Below are 24,899 nucleotides of genomic sequence, written 5' to 3'. Positions count from 1 at the left end.
AGTCTAGGCGGGCCCGTGGCGCCGTTGCACGGCGCGCGCGAGGATGGAGTGGGGGCCCACGCCCCGGCGGGGGCCGGGCGGCTGGTTCGGCGTGGCCGGGGCGCGGGACCCGGCTCTGTCAGGCGAGCAGCAGGCCGATGCCGAGGGTCACGACGCCGAGGGCGAGGCTCGCGGCGCCGACGAGGACGATCGCGATGAACCTGTTCGGCGCGGTGCGGCCCGCACCCGCCATGGCGGCGAAGAACCCGCCGGACATGAGGACGGCGGCGGTGGGGATCGCGATGCGGGCGGTCCAGCCCCAGAAGCCGTCGAGGCCGGTCGCGTCGGCGAGGATCAGGCTGACGAGGCTGAGGATGACGAGGACGCCGGCGTGGGCGTGCCCGGCGCGGGAGAAGGACTTCTGGAAGTCGGTGAGCGGGACCTTGCCTGCGGCGATCCTGAGCAGGAACATGCCGCCGAACTCGATGGTGACGATGGTGAGCAGGCCGATCCCGGCGATGATGCGGGAGGCGTCGCTCAGGGCGAGAGTGGACTCGAACATCAGGGGCTTCCAATCGTGTGTGGTGTGGAACCCAACGTACGCCCCGGTCTTGACAGTGTCAAGTTAGTTGCCTCGGTGGCCGCAGTGGTGTTTGACACTGTCAAGATCCGCGCTACAGTGGCTCTCGTGACCGATCGCTACCACCACGGCGACCTGCGCCGGGCCCTCATCGACGCCGCCGTGGCGTCCATCGCCGAGACCGGGCCGAGCGCGCTGAGCCTGCGCGCCGTCGCCAAGCTGGCGGGCGTCTCGCACGCCGCGCCGGCCCACCACTTCGGCGACAAGGCCGGGCTCCTGACCGCCGTCGCCGCCGAGGGCTACGACCGCTTCGCCGACGCGCTCGACACCGCCTGGGCGGCCACGGGCGACTTCGTCGAGGTCGGGATCGCCTACGTGCGCTTCGCCATCGACAACAAGGCGTATTTCGAGACGATGTTCCGACCTGAACTGCTCCATGAGGACGATCCCGACCTCGCCCGCGCCGAGGCCCGCTCGCGCGCCGCGCTCGTGCGCGGCGCGGGGGATGCGAAGCCCGGGCCGGACGGGGCGCCGCCGGACTTCAACGCGAGCGCGCTGGGCGCGTGGTCGCTCGTCCACGGCTTCGCCGGACTGCTCATGACCGGCAACTTCCCGCCCGCGGTGGTCGCCGATCCCGAAGGCGCCCTGCGGGAGATCGGGCGGCACGTCCGCTTCGGCCCGATTGACTAGTGGCTCACAACTAGATTGCGCACAACTTAGTTGTGCGCTATGTTCGTGTGCATGGACAAGACACCCCGGCTCCGGGAGCAGGCCTGCTTCGCGCTGTACACCGCCTCCCGCGCGGTCATCGGCCTGTACCGGCCGATGCTCGACCAGCTCGGGCTGACCTACCCGCAGTTCCTGGTCCTCATGGCGCTGTGGGAGACCGACGGCCTCACCGTGACCGCCCTCGGCGACGCGCTCCAGCTCGACTCCGGCACCGTCTCCCCGCTGCTCAAGCGGCTCGAGGCCGCCGGGTTCGTCGAGCGCCGCCGCGGTGCGGACGCCGGCGACGAGCGCCGCGTGACCGTGCACCTCACCGAGGCCGGGGCCGCGCTCGAGAGCCGCGGCTGCGAGGTCACGCAAGTGGTCGGCGGCGCCTCCGGGATGTCCTATGAGGAGCTGGTCGCCTTGCGCGACAAGCTCAACGAGTTCACCGAGTCCATCCGCACCCGCGAGACCACCGAGTGAGAAGGAGACACCATGAAGGCGCTTTACACTGCCCATGCCGTTTCGACCGGCGAAGGCCGCAACGGCCACGTCACCGGCGGCGACGGCCTCATCGACTTCGACGTCCGCATGCCGCCCGAGCTCGGCGGCCCCGGCGGCGCCCCCAACCCCGAGCTGCTGTTCGCCGCCGGCTACGCGGCCTGCTTCCACAGCGCGCTCCAGAGCATCGCCCGCTCGGCGAAGGTCGACCTCGGCGCCTCCGAGGTCCAGGCCAGCGTCGGCATCGGCAAACTGGACGGCGGCGACGGCTTCGGCCTGAACGCCATCCTCGAGGTCTCCATCCCCGGCCAGCCCCGCAGCATCGCCGAAGGCCTCGTCGCGCAGTGCCGGTCAGCCCGGCTGCCCGCTCTTCCCCTTGCGGAAGATCTTGCGGCCCAGCCACACCAGCGGGTCGTAGCGGTCCCCGGCGACGCGCTCCTTCATCGGGATGATCGCGTTGTCGGTGATCCTGATGTGCTCGGGGCACACCTCGGTGCAGCACTTCGTGATGTTGCACAGGCCCAGGCCCTGGTCGTCCTGCGCCTGCTCGCGGCGGTCACCGCGCGCGTCCAGCGGGTGCATGTCGAGCTCGGCGGCCCGGATGAACAGGCGCGGGCCCGAGAACGGCGGCTTGTTCTCCTCGTGGTCGCGCACCACGTGGCAGGTGTTCTGGCACAGGAAGCACTCGATGCACTTGCGGAACTCCTGGCTGCGCTCCACATCGACCTGCTGCATCCGGTACTCGCCCGGCTCCAGGCCCTCCGGCGGCGCGAACGCCGGCATCTGCCGGGCCTTCTCGTAGTTGAACGACACGTCCGTGACGAGGTCGCGCACCACCGGGAACGTCCGCAGGGGAGTGATGGTCACGGCCTCGCCCTCCTCGAAGAGGTTCATGCGGGTCATGCACATTAGCCGCGGCATCCCGTTCACCTCCGCCGAGCACGAGCCGCACTTGCCGGCCTTGCAGTTCCACCGCACCGCGAGGTCGGGCGCCTGCTCGGCCTGGATGCGGTGCACCACGTCGAGGATCACCTCGCCCTCGTTGACCTCGACGTCGAACTCGGCGAAGCCGCCGCCCTCGGCGTCGCCCCGCCACACCCGGAAGGTCCTCTCGCTCATCGGCTCTCCTCCTCTGTCGACGAGGACTGGTACTCCTCGGGGGTCATGTACTTCGCGAGCTCCGTCTGCTCGAACAGGCCGAGCAGCTCCGGCGTCATCGCCGGCACCGCCTGGCGCTCCAGCCGCACCCGGCCGTCCTCGAGCGAGGCCACCAGGTTCACCTTGCGCCACTGCGGGTCCATGCCCGGCGCGTCCTCGCGGGTGTGCCCGCCGCGCGACTCGTCCCGCTCCAGCGCGGCCATCGCGGTCGCGACCGAGCAGACGTACATGTTCCGCAGGTCCAGCGCCAGGTGCCAGCCGGGGTTGTAGGCCCGGCCGCCGATCGCGGTGACGTTCGCGATGCGCTCCTCCAGCGCCGCCAGTTCGGTCAGCGCCTCCTCGAGCTCGCCCGCGCGGCGGATGATCCCCACGAGGCGGCCGTTGATCTGCTGCATCGCGTCCTGCAGCGCGTACGGGTTCTCGCCGTCGTTCCCGAAGGGCCGCAAAGCGTCCTCCACGGCCGCCGCGATCGCCGCCTCAGCGAGCTCTGGAGGTTCCGTCGCCGAGGCGTGCGCGGCGGCGTACTCGCCCGCGCGCTTGCCGAACACCAGCAGGTCCGAGAGCGAGTTCCCGCCGAGCCGGTTCGAGCCGTGCATGCCGCCCGAGACCTCCCCGGCCGCGAACAGGCCCGACACCGCCGACGCGGTCGTGTCGGCGTCGACCTCGATGCCGCCCATGATGTAGTGGCAGGTCGGGCCCACCTCCATCGGCGCCGCCGTGATGTCCACATCGGCCAGCTCCTTGAACTGGTGGAACATCGACGGCAGGCGCTCGCGGATGTACTCGGCACTGCGCCGGGACGCGATGTCGAGGTACACGCCGCCGTGCTCGGTCCCCCTGCCCGCCTTCACCTCCGAGTTGATCGCCCGCGCGACCTCGTCGCGCGGCAGCAGCTCGGGGGGCCTGCGGTTGTGGTCGGGGTCGGTGTACCAGCGGTCGGCCTCCTCGGGGTTGTCGGCGTACTGCGCCTTGAACACCTCGGGGATGTAGTCGAACATGAACCGCACGCCGTCGGCGTTCTTCAGCACCCCGCCGTCGCCGCGCACCGACTCGGTGACGAGGATGCCGCGAACCGAAGGGGGCCAGACCATCCCGGTCGGGTGGAACTGGATGAACTCCATGTTGACCAGCTTCGCCCCGGCTCGCAGGGCCAGCGCGTGGCCGTCCCCGGTGTACTCCCACGAGTTCGACGTGACCTTGAAGGACCGCCCGATCCCGCCCGTGGCGAGCACGATCGCGGGGGCCGCGATCGCGATGAACCGGCCCGTGCCGCGCCGGTACCCGAAGGCGCCCTTGACCGCGCCGCCCTCGGTGAACAGCTCGGTGATCGTCGTCTCGTCGATGACCTGGAGCCGGTCGGGGCTCTCGCCCACCGCCTCGTCGTCCTGCTGGAGCGAGACGAGCTTCTGCTGGAGCGTGCGGATCAGCTCGAGCCCGGTGCGGTCGCCCACGTGCGCCAGGCGCGGGTACTCGTGGCCGCCGAAGTTGCGCTGGCTGATCTTGCCGTCGGCGGTCCGGTCGAACAGGGCCCCGTACGTCTCGAGCTCCCAGATCCGGTCCGGCGCCTCCTTGGCGTGCAGCTCGGCCATCCGGTAATTGTTGAGGAACTTGCCCCCGCGCATGGTGTCGCGGAAGTGGACCTGCCAGTTGTCGTTCGCGTTGACGTTCCCCATGGCGGCTGCGGCGCCGCCTTCGGCCATGACGGTGTGCGCCTTGCCGAACAGGGACTTGGAGATCACGATGACGCTCTTGCCCGCCAGCCGCGCCTCGACCGCGGCCCGCAGGCCCGCCCCGCCCGCGCCGATCACGAGGACGTCGCAGGCCAGGTGCTCGACCTCGGTGATGTCGTTGTCGCTCATGCCCATGCCCCTTTAACCGATGAACCGGAGGTCGGTGATCCAGCCGGCGGCGACGGCCATGACGTAGCAGTCCGTGAGCGCCAGCGACGCCAGGGTGATCCAGGCCCACATCATGTGGCGGCTGTTGAGAGCGCTGGAGAACGTCCACAGCCGGTACCGGACCGGGTGCTTCGAGAAGTGCTTGAGCCGCCCGCCCATCACGTGGCGGCAGGAGTGGCAGCCGAGGGTGTAGCACCACAGCAGCACCACGTTGGCCCACAGGATGACGTTCCCCAGGCCCAGGCCGAAGCCGTCGGGGGAGTGGAACGCCAGCACCGCGTCCCAGGTGTTCACCAGGGAGATTGCGACGGCCAGGTAGAAGAAGTAGCGGTGGAAGTTCTGCAGCAGCAGCGGGAACCGGGTCTCGCCGGTGTAGCGCGGGTGCCCGTCGGGGACGGCGCACGCGGGCGGGGAGAGCCAGAACGACCGGTAGTAGGCCTTGCGGTAGTAGTAGCAGGTGAGCCGGAACGCCAGCAGGAACGGCAGGCTCAGCGCCGCGTAGGGGATCAGCGGGTGGTCGGGGAGGAACCGTCCGAAGTGGGCGGATTCGGGGACGCAGCCCTCGGAGACGCAGGGGGAGTAGAACGGCGTCAGGTAGTGGTAGTCCGCGACCCAGTAGTCGCCTTGGTAGAAGACCCGGAACGTCGCGTACGCGACCCAGGCGGTAATGCCGAGCACCGTCAGGATCGGGCCCCGCCGCCAGTTGTCGGTCCGGAGGTTCCGCGCGGCTATGGCGGCCCGGGGCGACGAGACGGCACTGTCTTCGGTCGTGGTCATCAGCGCAGGATATCCCTGAACCTGTGACGTAAGTCCATGGGGTACATCACAATCGCGAGCATTATTCCGACTGGGGCTGTAGATTGCAAAGTTTCATTTGAAGCCTTGTCATGTCTCCTGCGGCGCAAGTGAACCGGGACGGCCCCGCGCTGGCTAGGCTTGCACCCATGAGCGCACGCGGCATCCGCCCACCCGTCACCCCCCACCGCCCTGACCGGAGCAGGCGCTCGATCCTTTTCGTCCACGCCCACCCCGACGACGAGACCGTCGGCACCGGCGCGACCGTCGCCCACTACGCCGCCCGCCCCGACGCGCACGTCACCATCGTCACCTGCACCCTCGGCGAAGAGGGCGAAGTCCGCGTCCCCCACCTCGCCGGCCTCGCCGCAGACCAAGCCGACCAGCTCGGCGGCTACCGCTACTGGGAGTACCGGCAGGCCACCGCCGCACTCGGCGTCCAGGACACCCACTTCCTCGGCGGCGTCGCCCGCTACCGCGACTCCGGCATGATGGGCCTGCCCTCCAACCGGCACCCGCGCGCGTTCTGGGGCGCCGACGTCGACGAGGCCGCCGCCGACCTCGTGGCGCTCATCCGCGACCGCACCCCCGAAGTCCTCGTCACCTACGACCCCGACGGCTTCTACGGCCACCCCGACCACATCCAGGCCCACCGCGTCGCCATGCGCGCCGCCGAACTCGCCGCCGACCCCGCCTGGCGCCCCGCGCTCGGCGCACCCCACGACATCCGCAAGATCTACTGGACCACCATGCCCCGCAGCATCATCGAAGCCCAGTTCGAGGCCTTCGCCAGCGCCACCGACAACCCCTTCGCCGACGCCGCCTCCGTCGACGACCTCCCCTTCGGCGTCCCCGACGACCAGATCCACGCCTGCGTCACCGGCGACCCCGCCCGCAAACGCGAGGCCATGGCCGCCTACGCCACCCAGATCGCCCCCGGCGACTGGCTCGACGTCCTCGGCGACAAACTCGGCGACGACGCGCTCGCCGCCGAGCACTACCGCCTCGTCAAAGGCGAGCCGGGCCCCGGTGACGGCGAACACGGCTGGGAGACCGACCTTCTGGCCTGACCTGGGATTCCGCGAGGCCCGAAAGGGGTACCCCGGGGAGTTATGGACCCTTGGACTTATCTCGGCCCCCTCGGACTCGCACTGCTGCTCGGCCTCGTCGTCGGCGCCGAACGCGAATGGCAGGGCAAGCCCGCCGGCATGCGCACGCACGCCCTCATCGCCGTCGGCACCTGCCTGTTCGTCCTCGCCGGCCGCTTCGGCTTCCCCGAGACCGTGCCCGGCACCGCCGGCGTCGACCCCGCCCGCATCGCCGCGCAGGTCGTCACCGGCATCGGCTTCCTCGGCGCGGGCGTCATCTTCTTCAACAAGAACATCGTCCACGGCATGACCACCGCCGCCTCCATCTGGTCCACCACCGCCATCGCCCTCGCCTGCGGCGCCGGCCTCTACTGGGCGGCCGTCGCCGTCGCCGTCGCGCAGCTCGCCATCGTCGCCGGACTCGCCCCCGTCGAGAACGCCCTCGCCCACCACGCGAGGCACGCCGGACGCCTCCAGGTCCGCTACACCAGCTCCGGCGCGCTGGCCGCGGTGATCGCCAAATGCACCGAAGAGGGGTACAAGGTCACCGAGATGCAGGGCGAGGACGGCGACGGCTACGAGCGGACCACCGACTTCGTCCTCTCCGGCCGCGGCCAGGTCGGCGAACTCACGGTGAAGCTCAGGACCATCGACGGCATCGAAAGCGTCAAGTACCACGAAGAGCAGTCGGACATCGTCTGAGGCGGGCACGGCCCGGCTAACGTCCAGCGATGAGCCCCGCGACCGCACGGGAACGGGGCCACCTCGGCTGGACATCGGACAAGGGGCACGACGTTGCGACCACACCACCTCGCCGCACCCGCCCTGGCGGCGATCGCGGCCGCCCTGCTCGCGGCATGCGGTGACGAACCCGCGCCCGCGATGACGACCACTGGCGAGCAGGTCGCCGAGAGCGTCGTCCGAACGCTGGAGGTGCAGACCGGCGTGGTGTTCGAGGCCGACTGCGGCGACGAGGAGGGCCTCGTCGTCGCCGACGACCTGGAAGTTCCCTGCACCGTGGTCGATCCCGCCACCGGCGTCGAGCAGGACGCCACCGCCGTCTTGGAGATCATCGGCCGCAACGAGGGATGGCGGACCAGGGTCGAGATTGCGGAAGGGCCGAGCGCCGCCAGTCCGACCGGCCCCGAGGGCGGATCCGACTAGGCGGCGTTCGAAGTCTGCTACGGGCGTTGCCACGAAGGCCCCAGAGGCGGGGATTGAGGCGGTGCAGGCTTGGTCGATAGGAGCGCTACCTGCGAGTCTGGCGCGCCCGGCAGGATTCGAACCTGCGACCATTGGATTAGAAGTCCAGTGCTCTATCCAGCTGAGCTACGGGCGCCGGGCGGGGCCGCACAGGGCGCCGCGCCAGCGCAAGAATACCTGGGCACCGGCCCGTGAGGGTACCGGGGAGTCCAGAAGAGGGCATGGATACGGGGCGTCGCAAGAACACCCCAAACGATTCTCCACGACGCCCCGGAATTGCTGACCCACATCAATGAGTAGTCCTTGCGAGCCTGAGTGTCAAGCGCCGCAGGGCGTGTTGACGCCGATTCGTTATCTCGCCCCCTTGTGGGCGGCAATGCCCGCTATGCGTCCGGACCGCTTGGGGCCCTTGCGGACTTCCAGGGTGAAATCCGGCACCGGCCTGCCGCCGCGGCGCGGATCGGCCTGGGGCCGTGCCGTTCGCGCGCAGCCGCCGCCGCTGGCGCGGCCGTGCCACACTTGCACCAGAGCCAACCGTGAGGAGCGGGCATGAGCGAGGACCAGTCACCGGGCGAACGCGGTCCGGTCGAGGCCAGGGACCAGGCTCGCGGGCCGGTCATCCTGCGCGGCATATCGACTCGGGCCTGGGAGCACCCCGCCGACCGGGGCGCGCTCGTCGCACTGCGGGAGCTGCGCGGCTTCGACATCGTCCTGCGCAAGGTCTCCGGGATGGTCTCCGAGCGGGCCCTGCGCCTGAGCCTCATGGGCTCCTCGATCCGCGTCGACCGCCACCAGTACTCCCGCGTCTACGAGGCCTACCAGCAGGTGGGCGCCGTGCTCGACGCCTCGGAGCTGCCGGAGCTGTACATCACGCGCGACCCCGACCTGGGCGGGATGTGCATCGGCATCGACAAGCCGGTGATCGTGATCAACTCCGGTTCGATCGAGCTGCTGGACGACGCCGAACTGAAGTTCCTGCTCGCGCACGAGCTGGGCCACGCCCTCTCCGGGCACGGGCTCTACCGCACGCTGCTGATGGTGCTGGTGCGGCTCACCACCTCGGTCGCCTGGATCCCGGTCGGCGTGGTCGGCCTGCGGGTCATCACCGCCGCGCTCTACGAGTGGAGCCGCAAGTCCGAGCTCTCGGCAGACCGGGCCGGCGTATTGGCGGTGCAGGACCCGGCCGCGGCCATCCGCGTGATGGCGAAGCTCGCCGGCGGGGGCGATCTGCACGATGTGGACACTGCGGCGTTCCTGGAGCAGGCCAAGGAGTTCGAGACCGGCGGGGACCTTCGCGACAGCTTCCTCAAGCTCATGCTGCTGGAGCAGCGCAGCCACGACTTCGCCGTCGCCCGCGCGGCCGCGGTCAAGTCGTGGATCGACGACGGCGAGTACCGCGAGTACCTCGCCGGCGACTATCCGAAGCGCGAGGACGACAAGGACGCGTCGATCGCGGCCGAGGCCAAGGCCGCCGCGAACTCGTACCGCCACGTCTTCCAGACCTCGGGCGACCCGCTCGCCAAGGTGCTGCGGAAGGTCCGCGAAGGCTTCTAGACGCACGGCAACGGGCCCGGTCCAATGAGGACCGGGCCCGTTCGCGTCCGCTAGCGCTTGAGCTTCTCCAGCAGGAGGGCCTCGGCCACGCAGACCCGCTCGAACATCGCGATGTCGAGCGACTCGTTGGGGCCGTGCGGGTTCGAGTACTGGTCCTCCACGCCCGTCACCAGGATCGCGGCCTCGGGGAACAGCTCCTGGAACGTGGCGATCATCGGGATCGAGCCGCCGACGCCGATCTCCACCGGCTCGGTGCCGTCCCAGGCCTCCGCGAACGCCGCGCGCGCGGCGTCGTAGGACGGGCCGGTCGCGTCGATCGAGCACGGGTCGCCAAGGCCGCCTTCGGGAGTCACCGTGACCTCGGCGCCCCACGGGGCGTTCGCCAGGAGGTGCTCCTCGACGGCCTTGAGCGCGTTCGCGGCCGAGTCGCCCGCCGCGAGCCGGAACGAGACCTTCGCGCGCGCCCGCGGCTGCAGCGCGTTCGCCGACTCCGCGGCGCCCGGCGCGTCGATGCCCAGCACGGTGGCGGTCGGCTTCGACCACAGGCGCTCGGTCAGCCGCCCGGTGCCGATGAACTCGGCGCCCGGCAGCATCCCCGCCTCATGGCGCAGCGCCGCCTCGTCGTAGTCGAGGTCCGAGCTGCGGCCGGTGACCAGGCCCGCGACGGCCACATCGCCGGCGTCGTCGTGCAGGGTCGCCACGAGCCGCGCCAGCGCGGTCAGCGCGTCCGGCACCGGCCCGCCGAAGAGCCCGGAGTGCACCGCGCCCTTGAGGACCGCGACCTCCACGTACACGTTGATGACGCCGCGCAGCGTCGTGGTGAGGGCCGGGACCTCGGTGCGCCAGTTCTGCGAGTCGGCGATGACCACCACGTCGGCGGCCAGGAGTTCCCGGTGCTCGCGCAGCAGCGCCTCGAGCGTGGGGGAGCCGAACTCCTCCTCGCCCTCGATGAGGAGCTTCACGCCCACGGGCGGCTTCCCGCCGTAGGCGCGCAGCGCGGCGACGTGCGCCATCACGCCGGCCTTGTCGTCGGCGACGCCGCGGCCGTACAGCCGCCCGTCCTTCTCGACCACGGTGAACGGGTCGGGCTGCTCCCACTTCGCGAGGTCGCCGACCGGCTGCACGTCCTGGTGGGCGTACAGCAGGACCGTCGGCTGGCCCGCGGGGGCGGGGAAGTGCGCGTACACGCTCGGCTGCCCGCCGCCGTGGGAGAGCTGGCGGGTCTCGGCCGCGCCGGCCTCCTCGAGGAGGCGCTGGACGGCGTTCGCGCCCTGGCGGACCGGCTCGTGGTCGAGTCCTTCGAAGGCGATCGCCGGGATCTTGACGAGGGCCTCCAGATCGGCGCGCACCGCGGGCATGGCGGCGCGCACCGCATTCACTACATCGCTCATGAGGCGCAAGTGTAGAGCGGGTCTAGACTCGGCGGCGTGATGCAGCGGTACCGATTCGTCCTCGCACCTCGCTGGCTCCTGCTGACGCTGGCGGGCCTGGTCGTGATGGTCGTGTGCGTGCTGCTCTCCCAGTGGCAGTGGGGCCGCGCGGTCGAGCGGGCGGCCGCGAACGACGTCATCGAGCACAGCCGCGAGGCCGCACCGCTCGACGCGACCCTGCCCCCCGGGGAGGGCCTGGACGACGACGTGCGCTGGACCCTCGTGGAGGCCACCGGCGTGTACGACGCCGAGAACGAGATCGTGCTGCGCGCCCAGACGAACAACAGCCTCAACGGCTTCGAGATCGTCACGCCGCTCGTCCTGGAGGACGGCACCGCGATCCTCGTCGACCGCGGCTTCGTGCCCTCCGAGAACACCGGCAGCGTCCCCGACTACCCCGAGGCGCCGAGCGGCGAGGTCACCGTCACCGGCCGCGTCTACGAGTACGAGGAGTCCAGCGGCGGCGTCAGCGAGACCGGCGGGCACCTCGAATCGCGCCGCCTGAGCATCGACATGCTCGGCCCGCACCTGGACTACGAGCTGCGCTCGGCGTGGATCGCCGACATCGAGCCGGCCGAGGGCTTCACCGCCCTGGAGACGCCCTCGTTCAAGGACTGGCAGAACTACTCGTACGCGGTCCAGTGGGCGCTGTTCGCGGCCATGGTCCCCCTCGGGTGGGTCGTCCTCGCGCGCCGCGAGCGCCGCGACATGGACACCGAGGACGCCGAAGCAACGGCAACGGCCCCCGGCGGTGAGCCGGAGGCCGCTGCGTCGTCCGAGGCGGTCAATCCCCGTACATGATGTCGTGTGACGGGGGTTTGAACTTGACCTCCTCCACGCCCTTCAAGGCGTCCCTGAAGATCTTCCCCGCCGTCTCCTTCGACTTGGTCGTGTTCGACTTGCCCACCGGGTTGAAGATGTAGTCCGGGTCGGCCATGAACGCCCCCACCGTCAACTGCGGCGTGTAGCCCAGGAACCACGAGGCCCGGTCGCCGTCCGTCGTACCGGACTTGCCCGCCACGGGCCTCCCGGCCAGTTCGCCCACGACCCGCGAGGTGCCCCAGGGCCCGCACTGCGCGCCCTTGCGCTCGGTCTCGGTGACGCACCGGCCGGCGTCGGTCGCGGCCCGCGCCACGTCCGCGTCCAGCTCCTGGTGGCAGCGCGGCGTGGCCGCGTCGAGTTCCTTGCCGTGGGGGTCGATGATGCGCATCGCCGGTATCGGCTCGCAGTAGAGCCCCTCGGCGGCGAGCGTGTTGAAGACGTTCGTCATCTCGATCGGCTGCACGTCCGAGACGCCCAGGGTGAACGGCCCCCAGCCCGAGCGCCGCTCCTCCGAGGCGTAGTACGCGTCGCCCTCGGAACGCCACTGCAGGCCCATCCGCTCGGCCATCTCCACGGCCTTGTCCGCTCCCACCCGGTCGATGAGCTGCGCGAAGTACGTGTTCACCGACATCCCGAACCCGGACCACATGTCGCGGGTGCCCGCCATCGCGGCCGAGCCGTTCTTCGGGCACCACCTGCCGCCGCACGCCGTGGTCGCCGAGACGAAGCTCGTCGCCACCCGGTTGGGGGAGTTGATGTTGTAGTCCAGCGGGTAGCCCGCGTCGAGCGCCGCGAGCATCGTGAAGACCTTGAACGTCGAACCGGCCTGGTAGCCGCCCTCCGCGCCGCCGCCGAGCACCGGGTTCACGGTGTTCGGGTAGTTGCCCTTGCGGTCGAAGGACGGGTTCGAGTGCGGGCCGTTGTGCTTCTGGTCGTACGAGAAGGTCCGGTTCAGGCCCATCGCCTTGATCCGGCCCGTGCCCGGCTCCATCACCACCGCGCCGTGCGCGAGCCTCGACTCCTGGCCCTTGGCGCTGTTGACGTGCTTGTTCGCCGTCTTCTGCAGCTCGGGGTCGAGCGTGGTGATGATCGTGTACCCGCCCTGGCGCAGCTCGCGCTCGCGCTCGGCCGGGGTCGCCCCGAAGGCGTCCTGCTCCCGCCACCAGCGGCGGAAGTAGTCGCAGAAGAACCCGAACTCGGTCGGCGTGCCCTGGATGCCGATGCACGAGTTCGGCGGGTCCGAGACCGCCAGCTCGATCGGCAGGCCGCGCACCTCTGAGGCGTCGCCCCGCGAGAGGTAGTCGATGTCGACCATCCGGTCGAGCACCCAGTTGCGGCGCTCCAGCGCCCTCGACTGGTCGGAGGTGATCGGGTCGTACGCCGAGGGGGCCTGCACGAGCCCGGCGAGCGTCGCCGACTCCTGGAGGTTCAGTTCGGACGGGTGCTTGGAGAAGTAGACCTGGGCGGCGGCGAAGATCCCGTACGCGTTGTGCCCGAAGTACGCCTGGTTGAGGTAGCGCTCGAGGATCTCGTCCTTGGTGAGCTGCTCCTCGACGGCCATCGCGAGGCGGGCCTCACGGAGCTTGCGGGTGGCGGTCTGCTCGGTGGCCTCGATGACCTCGTCGATGGACTCGGCGTTGAGCTGGAGCGCGCCGCGCACGTACTGCATGGTGATCGTGGAGGCGCCCTGCTCGACCCCGCCGGAGGAGTTGTTGGCGACCATGGCGCGCACGATGCCCCGGTAGTCGACGCCGTTGTGCGTGTAGAACCGGGCGTCCTCGGCGGAGACCATGGCCTGCTGCATGACGGGCGCGACCTCGTCGAGCGGGACGTGGCGGCGGAACTCGTCGTAGAAGAGGCTCACGAGCGTCTCGCCGTCGGCCGCGTACACGTACGAGGTCAGCGGCGGGTCGGTCTCGGTGACCTCCACGGAGAGCGTGTCGATCGAGTCGAAGCCGGCTTTCGCGCTCAAGCCGGCCATCGCGGCGAGCGGGAACACCAGGGCCGCGATCGCGAGCCCAGCGAGCAGGCTCGTGCGCAGCAGCGCGTACACGCCTTCGGCGGATGGTCCGGGTTCGTCGCTCCCATGTGCGGACAGTCCGGGCACACGGTGCTGGCGGGGTCGATCACGCATATATCCAGCCTAGGGCACATGGAGGGCCCCAAGGTGAAAAAACTCACGAGGGCCGGCACCGCTTTCCCGAACGCCTCGAACGCAATGCGAGCTCGCATAACTCTGGCCGAATCGCGCATCGCGGGTTTCGCGTAACAGGCTCGCAATCCGCCGGTTAGATGCTCGCGACGAAACGCGCATACGCTTGTCGAGTCTTAACGGGGGAGTGCTGGAGGAGGCACACGTGTCGGTCTACGAGATCGGGCTGCGGCTGCAGGGCAAGTCGGTGCTCGTCGTCGGCGGCGGTTCCATTGCCGGCCGCCGGGTGCCGCGCCTGCTGGCCGCCGGCGCCCGCGTCCTACTGGTCGCCCCTGAGGCCACCACCACGCTCTCCGACTACGCCGCCGCCGGCGAGATCCAGTGGGAGCGGCGCGAGTGGCGCTCGGGCGACGGGGACGACGCCTGGTTCGTGCTCGCCGCGACCGACGCCCCTGACGTGAACGCGGCCGTCGCCGCCGAGGCCGAGGCCCGCCGCACCTGGTGCGTGCGCGCCGACGACGCCGCGGCCTCCGACGCCTGGACGCTCGCGCACACCGAGTTCGACGGCGTCGCCGTGGCGGTCTCCGCCTCCGGCGACCCGCGCCGCGCCGCCTCGATCCGTGACTCGATCGCCGCGGGCCTGCGCACCGGCGACATCGACGCCCCCCGCAGCCGCACCGCCCGCCCCGCGGGCGTGGCCCTCGTCGGCGCGGGCCCGGGCGACGCCGACCTCATCACCCTCCGCGGCCTCGAGCTGCTCCGCCAGGCCGAAGTGGTCGTCTCGGACCGGCTCGCCCCGCAGGAGCTGCTCGACATGCTCGGCGAGGACGTCGAGATCGTCGACGCCGCGAAGCTCCCGTACGGGCGCCACACCACGCAGGAGCAGATCAACGCCGTCATGGTCGAGCGCGCCCTCGAAGGCAAGTTCGTGGTGCGCCTCAAAGGCGGCGACGGGTTCGTCTTCGGCCGCGGCGCCGAAGAGCTCGACGCGTGCCTCGAAGCCGGGGTGCCCGTCGAGGTCGTCCCGGGCCTCTCCTCCTCCATCGCGGGACCGGCCGCCGCCGGCATCCCCGTGACCGAGCGCGGCGTCGTGCACGACTTCACCGTCGCCACCGGCCACGTCCCGCCCGGCCCGCAGAGCAAGGTCAACTGGGCCGCGCTCGGCGCCGGGAACGGCACGATCGTGTTGCTCATGGCCGTCAAGAACCGCGCCGCGATCGCCGCCGCGCTGATCGAGGGCGGGCGGGCGCCGCAGACGCCCGTGCGCATCGTGGAGAACGCGACCACGAAGAACCAGACCGTCCGCAATTGCGTGCTCGCCGACCTCGGTGTCACCGAAGCGCACCACCCGTCCGTCATCGTCATCGGGGACGTCGCCGGGAGGGCCCGCGAACTGTGAGTTCTCGCAGGTAGACCCTGAAATTGCGGCGGCGCCGGAGGTTCACTCCGGCGCCGCCGCAGTTTTACCTGATCCACTCTTTACAAGCCCGACCACAGGCCGTAATATTCGTCCATCAACAGCGCAGCGATCGTTGCGCTAAACCACCGTGGTCACGTTCTGCACCACCGGTGTACTTCCATTCAAGCGGGTGCTCCCGCTGACCCTTTCTGTCCTTTTTGGAGTGTGCATGCGCATTCGTGAGTTCTCCGCTGAGCTCGCTTCGCGGCTCAAAGTCGCCTACGCGGTCCGGAATGTCGACCTGACATCACCCGGGCTGACCCTGGTCGACGGATGCGCGCCCCGACCCGGCCACATCCTGGCCGCACGGGTCGACGCGATCGGCCACCACAACTGGCTCGAGCTCGGCAACGGCCGCAAGGCCGCCATCTACCCCGGGGACGAGATCCTCCTGGCCTTCGGCGAGCGCTACGCGCCCGACCAGTACGAGTCCCGCGTGCCCGAGGTCCTCGGCAGCTCCGTGGACCTCGTCGCCGCCGGCGGCGTCGCGGGCGAGGTCCTCTCGCGCCACGGCGACATGCGCCCGCCCACCCGTCTGGAGCCGCTCGGCATCCTCGCCGACCGCGAAGGCGTGCCGATCGACCTGCGGCGCTACAACGTCCTCGCCCCGTTCGGCCTCGGCGACCACCCGCCCGTGGTGTGCGTCGTCGGCACCTCCATGAACGCCGGGAAGTCCACCACCGCCGCCAGCGTGATCCGCGGCCTGTCGCGCGGCGGCCGCCGCGTCGCCGGCATCAAGATCACCGGCACCGGCGCCGGAGGCGACCCCTGGATGTTCCGCGACTCCGGCGCGGTCGTCGCCGCCGACTTCACCGACGGCGGCTACCCGACCACCGCGGGCATCCCGGTGCCCGAACTCGCCGAACTCGCCCAGACGCTCTACCACCACGCCGCCGCGCACGACGTCGACGCCGTGGTCATGGAGATCGCCGACGGCATCCTCCAGTCCGAAACCTCCGCGCTCCTCGAGCACCCGCTCGTGCGCGAACTCGTCGACGGCGTGGTCCTCGCCGCGGCCGACGCCGCCGGAGCCCGCTACGGCGCGATGCACCTGCGGAGCCTGGGCCTCCCGGTGATCGCCGCCTCCGGCAAGCTCACCCAGTCCCAGCTCGCGATCCGCGAGGCCATGGCGGGCATGGACGCCCCGGTCTACACCCCCGGCGACCTCGCCGAGGCGCACGTGGCCCAGGAGATCCTGGCGCTCGCCGGCGTCGCCCGCGCCCGCCGCGCCGGCGTCCTCGAGCTCGGCGAGGCCGCCTAGCGAAGACCCATGCGAAGACGGCAATCGGCGGCGTCCAGAACGTCGCCGAACGAGAACAGGCAGGCAGACGACCAAGGCGGTGCGTACAACGCACCGCCGCTTTGTGTTCTCAGGACACCATTTGCACTGGCCGTACGCATCGGTAACGTGACCCGCTCAGGCCACTTTGGCCCACCCCGGACCGATACCGTCTTGTGACAATGGCAGCCTAGTCCTAGTTGCGCTGACGAATTAGGCTCGGATTCGTGTGCCGCCCCCGAGGCACCACCAGGGGCCCTTCTGGCGCTCGCGCCCCGAACAACCGGCATAGCTGACCCCGCAGAGGATTTCCCCCTTATGACCATTCGCAACGTCGATGCCCGACGCCTCAATGTCAAGGGCCTGCTCATCGCGATAGGCCTGCCGGTGGTGCTGGTGGGCGCGCTGGTCGCGACCCTGCTCGGCACGGGTGCGTTCAGCCGCGACAGCGAGTTGGAGGATGAGAGCCTGTGGCTGTGGACGACCCCGGCCGGCGAGATCGCCCGGGTCAACGGCCTCACCGCCGCCACCGACGTCCGCTTCCCCCTCACCGACGCGGCCGGCAACGAAGTGCAGATCGTCCAGACCGACTCACACCTCCTCCTGCGGGAGATCGCGTCCGGCAAGGTCTCCGCGATCGACCTCTCCACCCTCGAACTGACCGGCTCGGCCGAGACGGCCCCCGGCGAGGGCGTGCGCCTGGCGCTGGCCGATGAGGGTGCGTTCATCATCGACCAGACGCAGGGCCTGGTGAACCAGGTGGATCCGAGCAGCCTTACGGCGATCGGTGATCCGCTGCAGTTCCCGGCCGGGCTCACCGGCGGTGCGTTCGACAAGTCGGGGAAGTTGTGGGTCGGCGTGCCGCGCGAGGGCACGATCGTGCAGATCGAGCCGAAGGACCAGGGCGCGAAGACGGTGGCGACCGAGGTCGTGGCCGAGCCGCGTCAGGAGCTGGCGCTCACCGTGCTCGGTGACGGTGTGGCGGTGTTGAACTCGACGGCGAAGCAGATGACGACGCTGCGCTCGGATGGGCGCAAGTCGGTGACCGATGTCGAACTGGTCGGACCGGCCGAGACGGCGGACACCAGCCCGGGCACGATCGCCTCGGTCACGGTCACGGACCCGCCGTCGGTGATCACGGTGAACGATGAGGAGTCGAAGCACTTCTCGATCGCGGCGGCCCCGTCGAACCTGCTGGGCGCTTCGGTGGAGTTCCATCAGCGGATCTATGTGCCGGACGGGTCCTCGGGCCTCGTGTGGGTGTACGACCTGGACGGCAAGGAGCTGGACCGGATCGAGATCGACGCGGGCGGCGGCCCGGTGGAGATGTACCACACCGGTGACACGCTGTTCGCGAACGCGGTGAACACGAACGCGGCCGTGGTCGTGTCCTCGGACGGGAACGCCCGGCAGGCCGAGAAGGACCGCGACGACATCCTCGGCGGCAACGCCCCGCCCGAGGACGAGGAAGCGACGGGCGACGAAGGCGACGAGGAGGGCGACGAGGAGTCCGCTCCCCAGATCGGCCCGCCCGGCGCGGTCACCAACCTCCGCGGCACGGTCGGCGACGGCCTCATCAACCTCTCTTGGGACGCCGCGCCGAACAACGGCTCCGCGCTCACCAAGTACACGATCGAAGGCGCTGGCGAGACCTGGGAGATCGCCCCGGACCAGCGGGTCCTGGAGATCGGCGACCTCACCAACGGCACGCCCTACACCTTCACCGTGACCGCCCACAACGCCGAGGGCCAGGGCGACAGCGCCACTTCGCCGACGATCACGCCCTCGGCCGACGTGCCCGACCCGGTCGGCAGTGTCGAGGCAACCGCCAACAAGGACGGCACCGTCACCGTGAAATGGGACGAGGCCAACGGCCAGGGCAACGACGTCAGCGGCTACCAGGTCGAGGCCATCGCCTCCGGGACGCAGGTCGTGGTCGGCCAGTCCGACTCGACCTCCTTCACCGTTCCCGAAGGGGGTGGGCTCGACTACGGCACCCAGTACGTGTTCCAGGTGACGACCCTCGCCGGAGCCGCGGCCTCGTCGCCTTCGGCGCCGTCGAACTCGGTGACGCCGTTCAACGTGCCCGACGCGCCGAGCAGCCTCCTCGCAGAGACCGCGAGCGATGCGGCCGGATCGATCGACGTGACCTGGCAGCAGCCGTCCAACAACGGCCGCGACATCACCGAGTACATCGTCAGGGCCGGCGCCCAGACCGTCTCGGTCGCCGGGAACACTACGACTGCCCGGGTTTCGGGCATCGAGAACGGCGCCACGGTGCCGGTCTCGGTCGTCGCGGTGAACGAGGCCGGCGAGTCCGCGCCCGCCGAGACCACCTCGAACACGATGAGCGAGCCGACCGTTCAGATCAGCGGCCACTCGGCGACCGCGGACTCGATCACCCTGAACCTGACCTCCGATGACGGCGGCGGCGAAGCGACCTGCCAGCTGCTCCGCGACGGCCAGACGCCCGTCACGGAAGGTTCGTGCGACAGCCTCACCCAGAACGGACTGAAGGCCTCGACCGAGCACACCTACACGGTGAAGATCACCAACCCGGCTGGTAGCGCCACCACCGGCAACTACACCGCGAGCACCTCAGTCGTCAACGGCCAGATCTACTTCGGCTGCGACGAGGGCATGGACACGAGGTACTGCAGGTCCGCCGACGGCATCGCCGTCTACTCCGCCGCGACCAACAACGGGGACTCGATCGGGAAGACGCACTCCGGCGACCGGCACAAGGCCTACTGCTGGACCACCGGCAAGTTCGTCGCGAGAGGCGGCCAGGAGAGCGACGGGAACAACGACTACCACCCCGGCAAGAACGACTCCGACAAGTGGATCAAGATCGACTACGCTGCCAATGCGTACGTTCCTTTCGTCTGGATCAACATCGACGGCGTGGACAAGAACTCCACCGGCGACCTCCCGGCCTGTTAGCGAGCGAGAGAGATGACAACCCATGCACGACACCGAGCACACCCATCCGCTGCGAGTGCCTAAGCGCATGCAGCAGCCGGTGACGCTGGGCGCCGCGCATGCCGAGCAGTTCGCGGCGACCTTCGAGGCGCTCGCCGCGGCCGTCGACACCGTCCTGCTCGGCAAGCAGGAGGTCGTGCGGCTGGCGCTGACGGCGATGTTCTCCCAGGGCCACATCCTGCTCGAGGACGTGCCCGGGACCGGCAAGACCACGCTCGCCAGGACGATCGCCGCCGCGGTCTCCGGGCAGTGGCGGCGCATCCAGTTCACGCCGGACCTCCTGCCCTCTGACGTGTCGGGCGTGACGATCTTCAACCAGTCCAGCGGCGCCTTCGAGTTCCACCCCGGCCCGGTCTTCGCGAACATCGTGATCGCCGACGAGATCAACCGGGCCAGCCCGAAGACCCAGTCCGCGCTCCTGGAGGTCATGGAGGAGGGCCGCGTGACCGTGGACGGCAACCCGCACCAGGTGCCGCAGCCGTTCCTCGTCGTGGCCACCCAGAACCCGGTCGAGATGGACGGCACCTACCGCCTCCCCGAGGCCCAGCTCGACCGCTTCCTCGTGAAGCTCTCCGTCGGCTACCCCGTGGAGGCCGCGGAGATCGAGGTCCTGCGCGGCACGCACCAGCGCAGCCCCGAGCACCTGGCCCCGATCGTCGACACCGAGACGGTGGCGCAGATGGCGGAGATGGCGAAGAACGTCTACATCGCCGAGCCGCTGTACGCGTACCTCGTGCAGCTCGCGAACGCGACCCGGAACCACCCGCAGGTGGCCGTGGGCGTCAGCCCGCGCGGCCTCATCGCGCTCACCCGGGCCGCGAGCGTCTTCGCGCTCTCGCAGGGCCGCACGTACATCATCCCGGAGGATGTGAAGGCCCTCGCCGGACCGGTGTTCTCGCACCGCATCCAGACGGCCCCCGACGCGGCCATGCGCGGCATCACCGGTGCCCAGATCGTCGCGGACGCCTTCGACCAGGTGCCCGTGCCGCTGCCGGCCTCGGCGGCATGAGCGAGACCGGTCAGGCCACCGGAGCCGGACCGGGCGAGGTCGATAAGTCCATTTTGTCCCGTCGGAGGCGCGGGCGCCGCAGCGCCGCAGCCGGTTCGAGGTCCGCGTCGCGCGTGCAGAACCTCGCCCTCGCCGTCCCGGTCACCGGACGCGGGGTCGCCCTCGCCCTCGCCGCGGTCGGACTGCTGCTCGCCGGCTGGGTCTGGGGCTACCCGGAGTTCGCGACCCTCGGCGCCGCCGCCGCGCTCGCCTGCGTCGCCGCCGGCTCGGTGATCGCCGCGAGGCCGCGCCTCGAAGTCGAACGCTCCGTCACCCCCGACCGGATCTCCGTGGGCCACACCGCCACGATCCACCTCAACGTGCGCAACGCCGGCCGCTGGCGCGCCGTGAACGCCCGCGCCGTCGACGCCTACGGCGGGAGCGGCCTCGAGACGCGCCGCGTCGCCGTCCCCCTCGCACGCCTGCGCCCGGGCCGGAGCGCCGGGGCGAGCTACGAGATCCGGGCCGAGCGCCGCGGCGTGGTCGACGCCGGGCCGCTCGGCATCGGCAAGCGCGACCTCCTCGGTCTCGCCGCGACCGCAGGGAACTTCGGCCCCACTGCGCGCCTGTGGATCCACCCGCGCCTCCACCAGCTCGCCCGCACCCCGGACGGCCTCGCCCGCTCCCTCGAAGGCACCGCGGACAAGGTCGAGCAGGGCTCGCTCACCTTCCACGCCTTGCGCGAGTACGTGATCGGCGACGAGCTGCGGCACGTCCACTGGCGCACCTCCGCGCGCATCGGCAAGCTCATGGTGAAAGAGCACCTCGACACCTCGCTGCCGACCGTCGCCATTGCCATCGACGACCGCGCCGAGGCCTGGGCCGCCGAAGGCGCGCCGGCCGGGCAGCCCTGGGCCGCGCCGTTCGAGGCCGCCTGCGAGGCCGCCTACTCGGTCCTCACCGCCTGCTTCCGCGCCGAGTACCACGCCGCGCTCGTGCCCGCCTCCGGCGCGGTCGTCTCCGGGGCCGGCCGCGACTCCTACGGCGACCTCCTCGCCGAGCTGAACCCGGACGCGAAGGACTCGCTGAGCACCTACGTCTCCCGCCTCACCGCCGCCCGCTACGGCGACACGCTCGTGTGGATCACCGGCACCGAGCCGCCCACGGACCGCCTCGCGACCCTCAAGCGCGCCTACCCCACGGTGATCGCCGTGCACCTGGCGACCGGGCTCCCGACCTCGGCCTCGCTCGCCGGGGGCGTGCCCACGATCCGCGCCGCCGACGGCGAGCAGTTCGCCGCGGCCTGGAACAACGGCGGGACCCGGCTGTGAGCACGGCGAACACGAACCAGAGGCGGCAGCGCCGCGCCCGCTACCGCCTGCGCGTCGCCGCCGTCGCCGCCTCGCTCACGCTCATGTGCCTGGTCGCCGGCACCGTGGCGGCGCGCGTCTACCACGGCCGGATGCTCCTGCTCCTGGTCGCCGGGGCCGCGTTCGCGGCGTTCGCGATCGGCTTCGCGCTGCGCAACCGGCCCGCGTTCCTCGCCCCCGGCGTCTCGGCCGCGGGCCTGGCCGCCTACCTGCTCGGGGCCATCGCCCTCACGAGCGACGGCACCGACCCGCTCGGCGTGACCGCGGTCGACGCGCTGGTCAACGCCGTGCCGCGGACCTTGACCGCGCTCATCCCCGTCGAGCCCGTGCCCGACACCGTGGTCGTGCCCGTCTTCCTGACCTGGCTCGCGGCGACGCTCTCGTGCGAGTTCGCGATCCGCTACGGCCGCACGCTCCTGGGCTGCCTGCCGCCGACGCTCCTGTACGGCGCGGGCCTGTACCTCGTCGGTCCGAACGCCGACGCGGGCCCGCTCTACGCGATCGCCTACTGCGTGCTCGCCGCCGTCGCCCTGGCGGTGACCGCTGCGCCGCCCGAGCGGCGGCCCGACCGCGACGCCACGGTTGAGGGCCAGGCGCCGTCGCGCACACCCGCCCTCGTGGGCGCGGTCGTCACCACCACCGTGCTGGTCGCGGCGGTCGCGGTCCTCGGCCCGGCCGCGGCCCGGCTGGTCACGACCAGCCCCGGGGACCCGCGCGAGTACGTGGAGCCGCCGCAGCTCACCGACATCGACCTCAACCCGCTCGTGCGCATCGCCGAGTGGGCGCAGTCCCCCGACAAGGAGCTGTTCAAGGCGGACACGAGCGCGGACGCGTGGATGCGCCTCGCCGTGCTCACCGAGTACGACGGCACCACCTGGCAGTCCACCGGCGACTTCCGGACCGCGGGCACCGTGGTGCCGGGCGCGGGCGAGGCCACCTACTCGGCCGACGTCGAGATCATCGGGCTCGGCGGCAAGCTCGTGCCGGCCCCCGCCGATCCCGCGGGCGTCACCGATCTGCCGATCGCCGTGAACCTCGAGACGAAATGCCTGCTCACCCCGGACGGCCTCGCCACGGGCACGAGGTTCCACATCGACGCCGCGCTCGTGGGCAACGATCCGGCCGGCGCCGAGTCGGCCCGGCCCGACCTCTCGGACGCGACCACGGTCGCGGTCCCGCCCGGGACCCCGGAGATCATGGTCCAGATCGCCGAGTACATCAACGCCACCTACGACACGCCTTTCGAACGGGCCCAAGGGCTCGCGGACTTCCTCTCCCAGCACTACGCCTTCGACGCCGACGCGCCTTCAGGCCACGACATGCCCGCCCTCGGGTTCTTCCTCGGCAGCCCGGTGACGGCGGGCGGCCAGCGCGGCACCTCGGAGCATTTCGCCTCCGCGTACGCGGTGATCGCCCGCATGGCGGGCCTGCCGAGCCGGGTGGTGGTCGGTTTCGACGTGCCCTCGGGCGCCAGTACGGTGACGGCCGCGCAGGGCCAGGCCTGGCCGGAGGTCGCGTTCGACGGGCCGGGGTGGGTCCGGTTCGATCCGATGCCTGCTGCGGGGGTCGCTCCGATTCCGCCGGAGGACACGTTGGAGAAGATGGAGGAGGAGACGCCGAGCCCTGAGGAGGCCGAGGGCGGCGGCGGTGAGGCCGAGGACTTCAACGACGAGGCGCTGGAGCAGGACGGCGACTTCAACGAGGAGGCCGGGCAGGAGGACGCGGGCATCCCGCGCTGGGTCTGGTACGCGGCGGCGGCGCTGCTGCTGGCCTGCGTCCCGTTGGCGCTCAAGGCGAGGCGGGCCCTGCGGCGGCGGCGCCGGCTCCGGAAGGGGACGCCGGCCGAGCGGGTCGCGGGGGCCTGGGCCGAGGTGCTGGCGGAGGCCGGCCGGGCGGGTGTGCGGGTGCCCGCGCATGCGAACGCGGAGGAGGCCGCGGTGCGGCTGGCCGCGCTCGAGGCGGATGTCGGGGCGCTGCCGCGGCTGGTGAACGCCGCGGCGTTCGCGCCGGGGGCGGTCTCGGACGCCGACGCGGATGCGGCCGCGGCTCTGGTCGCCCCGTTCTCACGGACAATTCGGCATCAAGTGAATTGGGTGAGGCGTTTCCTCACTTAACTTGTGGCCGTTACGAGTTGTTTCGACCGTCGAAAATTGATCTAGGGCGGGCCGATCCCACTCCGTGGTGTTGACCTGGCAGACTGTGACGTATGGAGAACCCCTTCTTCTCTGTCCGTTTCCGCGGATACGACCGTGCCCAAGTCGACCGTGCGGTGGCCCGCATCAGGCAGGCCACCGATGCCGGCGCGCCTCCGCACCCCGACTCCCTCAAGAACCTCGGCTTCCAGTTGACGTTGCGCGGCTACGACACCAGGGAGGTCGACGAGTACTTCACCGAGGTCGCGAGAACCCTTCGAGGCGGCTAGTCTGGGGGCGTGACCGCGCAGGACCCGTACCAACCTCACATGCAGCAGCCGCCTCAGGCGCCGCCCGTTCCGCCGGTCCACGGCTACCCGCAGCCGCAGCCGCAGCCGCAGTACCAGCACCTTTATCCCATGCAGCCGATGCAGCCCGTCTGGCAGCCGATGGCAGTCCCCGCACCTGTCCTCGTCGACGGCTTTCCCCTCATGTTCCCGCGGCTCAAGCCGATCCCTTCAGGTCCGGCCATCGGTTCGCTGGTGGCCGGGATCGCGGGGATCGGCGGTGCCGTGCCCGGGCTGATCGGCGCGATCTTCAGCCCGTGGGCGGGCCTCACGTTCTTCATGTCCGCGGCGCTCTTCGGCATCGGCTCGGTCTCCCTGGCCGTGTACGCGAAGCGCCAGATCCGGTACGCGCAGGGCGGCGTCTCGGGCAAGGGCATCGCGACGACCGGCCTGATCCTGGGGCTCGTGGCCTGCGGGCTCGCGCTCCTGGTCGGTTTGATCTCCCTGGTCAACGCTTAGGCGACACGGAACGGC

Annotated in this window: 20 protein-coding genes, 1 tRNA gene and 2 pseudogenes; 16 read left to right on the top strand and 7 right to left on the bottom strand. The window is 70.9% G+C overall.

Features of this window, described 5'->3' with window-relative positions; translation table 11 throughout:
• Positions 1 to 118: 118 nt before the first annotated feature.
• The gene (locus QWI33_RS04885; RefSeq protein ID WP_289955463.1) at positions 119 to 541 is read right to left on the bottom strand and encodes a hypothetical protein; all 423 of its coding nucleotides are present in this window, start codon (positions 539 to 541) and stop codon (positions 119 to 121) included.
• A 126-nt stretch (positions 542 to 667) separates the two neighbouring features.
• Between QWI33_RS04885 and QWI33_RS04880 the strand changes: the two genes are divergently transcribed.
• The 3 genes and pseudogenes from QWI33_RS04880 to QWI33_RS04870 form a co-directional block, all read left to right on the top strand.
• On the top strand, positions 668 to 1,249 hold the full coding sequence (locus tag QWI33_RS04880) for a TetR/AcrR family transcriptional regulator (RefSeq protein WP_289955462.1): 582 nt from the start codon (positions 668 to 670) through the stop codon (positions 1,247 to 1,249).
• Positions 1,250 to 1,300: 51 nt separating this feature from the next.
• Positions 1,301 to 1,750, top strand: coding sequence for a MarR family winged helix-turn-helix transcriptional regulator (locus QWI33_RS04875; RefSeq protein WP_289955460.1), 450 nt, complete (start codon positions 1,301 to 1,303; stop codon positions 1,748 to 1,750).
• A gap of 12 nt (positions 1,751 to 1,762) precedes the next feature.
• Positions 1,763 to 2,056, top strand: a pseudogene (locus QWI33_RS04870) (Ohr family peroxiredoxin); the annotation flags it as partial.
• Between the two features lie 72 nt (positions 2,057 to 2,128).
• Here the strand turns inward: QWI33_RS04870 and QWI33_RS04865 are convergent.
• The 3 genes and pseudogenes from QWI33_RS04865 to sdhC form a co-directional block, all read right to left on the bottom strand.
• Positions 2,129 to 2,887, bottom strand: a pseudogene (locus tag QWI33_RS04865) (succinate dehydrogenase/fumarate reductase iron-sulfur subunit); the annotation flags it as partial.
• The gene (locus tag QWI33_RS04860) at positions 2,884 to 4,785 is read right to left on the bottom strand and encodes a fumarate reductase/succinate dehydrogenase flavoprotein subunit (RefSeq protein WP_289955456.1); all 1,902 of its coding nucleotides are present in this window, start codon (positions 4,783 to 4,785) and stop codon (positions 2,884 to 2,886) included. The pseudogene QWI33_RS04865 and the gene QWI33_RS04860, both read right to left, overlap by 4 nt.
• A gap of 12 nt (positions 4,786 to 4,797) precedes the next feature.
• On the bottom strand, positions 4,798 to 5,601 hold the full coding sequence (sdhC, locus tag QWI33_RS04855; protein ID WP_289955451.1) for a succinate dehydrogenase subunit SdhC: 804 nt from the start codon (positions 5,599 to 5,601) through the stop codon (positions 4,798 to 4,800).
• 167 nt (positions 5,602 to 5,768) lie between these two features.
• On the opposite strand from sdhC, the gene mshB reads away from it, so the two are divergent.
• The 3 genes from mshB to QWI33_RS04840 all read left to right on the top strand — a co-directional run bounded on the left by mshB (position 5,769) and on the right by QWI33_RS04840 (position 7,871).
• The gene (mshB, locus tag QWI33_RS04850) at positions 5,769 to 6,689 is read left to right on the top strand and encodes an N-acetyl-1-D-myo-inositol-2-amino-2-deoxy-alpha-D-glucopyranoside deacetylase (protein WP_289955449.1); all 921 of its coding nucleotides are present in this window, start codon (positions 5,769 to 5,771) and stop codon (positions 6,687 to 6,689) included.
• 42 nt (positions 6,690 to 6,731) lie between these two features.
• A complete protein-coding gene (locus tag QWI33_RS04845) occupies positions 6,732 to 7,409 on the top strand; it encodes an MgtC/SapB family protein (protein ID WP_289955448.1) in 678 nt (225 codons plus the stop codon).
• A 93-nt stretch (positions 7,410 to 7,502) separates the two neighbouring features.
• Entirely contained in the window at positions 7,503 to 7,871 is a 369-nt protein-coding gene (locus QWI33_RS04840; protein WP_289955446.1) for a hypothetical protein, read from the top strand.
• A 98-nt stretch (positions 7,872 to 7,969) separates the two neighbouring features.
• Here the strand turns inward: QWI33_RS04840 and QWI33_RS04835 are convergent.
• Positions 7,970 to 8,046: transfer RNA gene (locus QWI33_RS04835), tRNA-Arg, on the bottom strand.
• Positions 8,047 to 8,459: 413 nt separating this feature from the next.
• Between QWI33_RS04835 and QWI33_RS04830 the strand changes: the two genes are divergently transcribed.
• Complete coding sequence (locus tag QWI33_RS04830; protein WP_289955445.1) at positions 8,460 to 9,464, top strand: M48 family metallopeptidase; 1,005 nt, start codon at positions 8,460 to 8,462, stop codon at positions 9,462 to 9,464.
• A gap of 50 nt (positions 9,465 to 9,514) precedes the next feature.
• On the opposite strand, the gene QWI33_RS04825 is transcribed toward QWI33_RS04830, so the two are convergent.
• Positions 9,515 to 10,855, bottom strand: a complete 1,341-nt coding sequence (locus QWI33_RS04825) for a dipeptidase (protein WP_289955443.1) — start codon at positions 10,853 to 10,855, stop codon at positions 9,515 to 9,517.
• A 39-nt stretch (positions 10,856 to 10,894) separates the two neighbouring features.
• Between QWI33_RS04825 and QWI33_RS04820 the strand changes: the two genes are divergently transcribed.
• Complete coding sequence (locus QWI33_RS04820; RefSeq protein WP_289955441.1) at positions 10,895 to 11,695, top strand: SURF1 family cytochrome oxidase biogenesis protein; 801 nt, start codon at positions 10,895 to 10,897, stop codon at positions 11,693 to 11,695.
• Here the strand turns inward: QWI33_RS04820 and QWI33_RS04815 are convergent.
• Positions 11,679 to 13,850 carry a transglycosylase domain-containing protein gene (locus QWI33_RS04815; protein ID WP_289955440.1) on the bottom strand — a complete coding sequence of 724 codons (2,172 nt, stop codon included), beginning with the start codon at positions 13,848 to 13,850 and terminating at the stop codon, positions 11,679 to 11,681. The genes QWI33_RS04820 and QWI33_RS04815 overlap by 17 nt on opposite strands.
• Positions 13,851 to 14,073: 223 nt before the next feature.
• Between QWI33_RS04815 and cobA the strand changes: the two genes are divergently transcribed.
• The 8 genes from cobA (at position 14,074) to QWI33_RS04775 (ending at position 24,884) form a co-directional block, all read left to right on the top strand.
• Positions 14,074 to 15,267, top strand: a complete 1,194-nt coding sequence (gene cobA / locus QWI33_RS04810) for a uroporphyrinogen-III C-methyltransferase (protein WP_289955438.1) — start codon at positions 14,074 to 14,076, stop codon at positions 15,265 to 15,267.
• A 229-nt stretch (positions 15,268 to 15,496) separates the two neighbouring features.
• On the top strand, positions 15,497 to 16,588 hold the full coding sequence (locus tag QWI33_RS04805; protein WP_289955436.1) for a hypothetical protein: 1,092 nt from the start codon (positions 15,497 to 15,499) through the stop codon (positions 16,586 to 16,588).
• Positions 16,589 to 16,924: 336 nt separating this feature from the next.
• Positions 16,925 to 19,549 (top strand): fibronectin type III domain-containing protein, encoded by a 2,625-nt coding sequence (locus tag QWI33_RS04800; RefSeq protein WP_289955434.1) that lies wholly within the window; start codon positions 16,925 to 16,927, stop codon positions 19,547 to 19,549.
• A 67-nt stretch (positions 19,550 to 19,616) separates the two neighbouring features.
• The gene (locus QWI33_RS04795; RefSeq protein ID WP_435367557.1) at positions 19,617 to 20,597 is read left to right on the top strand and encodes an AAA family ATPase; all 981 of its coding nucleotides are present in this window, start codon (positions 19,617 to 19,619) and stop codon (positions 20,595 to 20,597) included.
• A 113-nt stretch (positions 20,598 to 20,710) separates the two neighbouring features.
• Positions 20,711 to 21,907, top strand: a complete 1,197-nt coding sequence (locus QWI33_RS04790) for a DUF58 domain-containing protein (RefSeq protein WP_289955430.1) — start codon at positions 20,711 to 20,713, stop codon at positions 21,905 to 21,907.
• Positions 21,904 to 24,060: a transglutaminase TgpA family protein gene (locus QWI33_RS04785; protein ID WP_289955429.1), complete on the top strand. Its 2,157-nt coding sequence runs from the start codon at positions 21,904 to 21,906 to the stop codon at positions 24,058 to 24,060. The genes QWI33_RS04790 and QWI33_RS04785 overlap by 4 nt, the downstream gene beginning before the upstream one ends.
• Before the next feature lie 92 nt (positions 24,061 to 24,152).
• Positions 24,153 to 24,368, top strand: a complete 216-nt coding sequence (locus tag QWI33_RS04780) for a DivIVA domain-containing protein (protein WP_289955428.1) — start codon at positions 24,153 to 24,155, stop codon at positions 24,366 to 24,368.
• A gap of 39 nt (positions 24,369 to 24,407) precedes the next feature.
• Positions 24,408 to 24,884: a hypothetical protein gene (locus QWI33_RS04775; protein ID WP_289955426.1), complete on the top strand. Its 477-nt coding sequence runs from the start codon at positions 24,408 to 24,410 to the stop codon at positions 24,882 to 24,884.
• Positions 24,885 to 24,899: the final 15 nt, after the last annotated feature.

It is taken from the genome of Glycomyces tritici (assembly GCF_030403505.1).
This window is presented reverse-complemented; position numbering and strand designations above follow the sequence as displayed.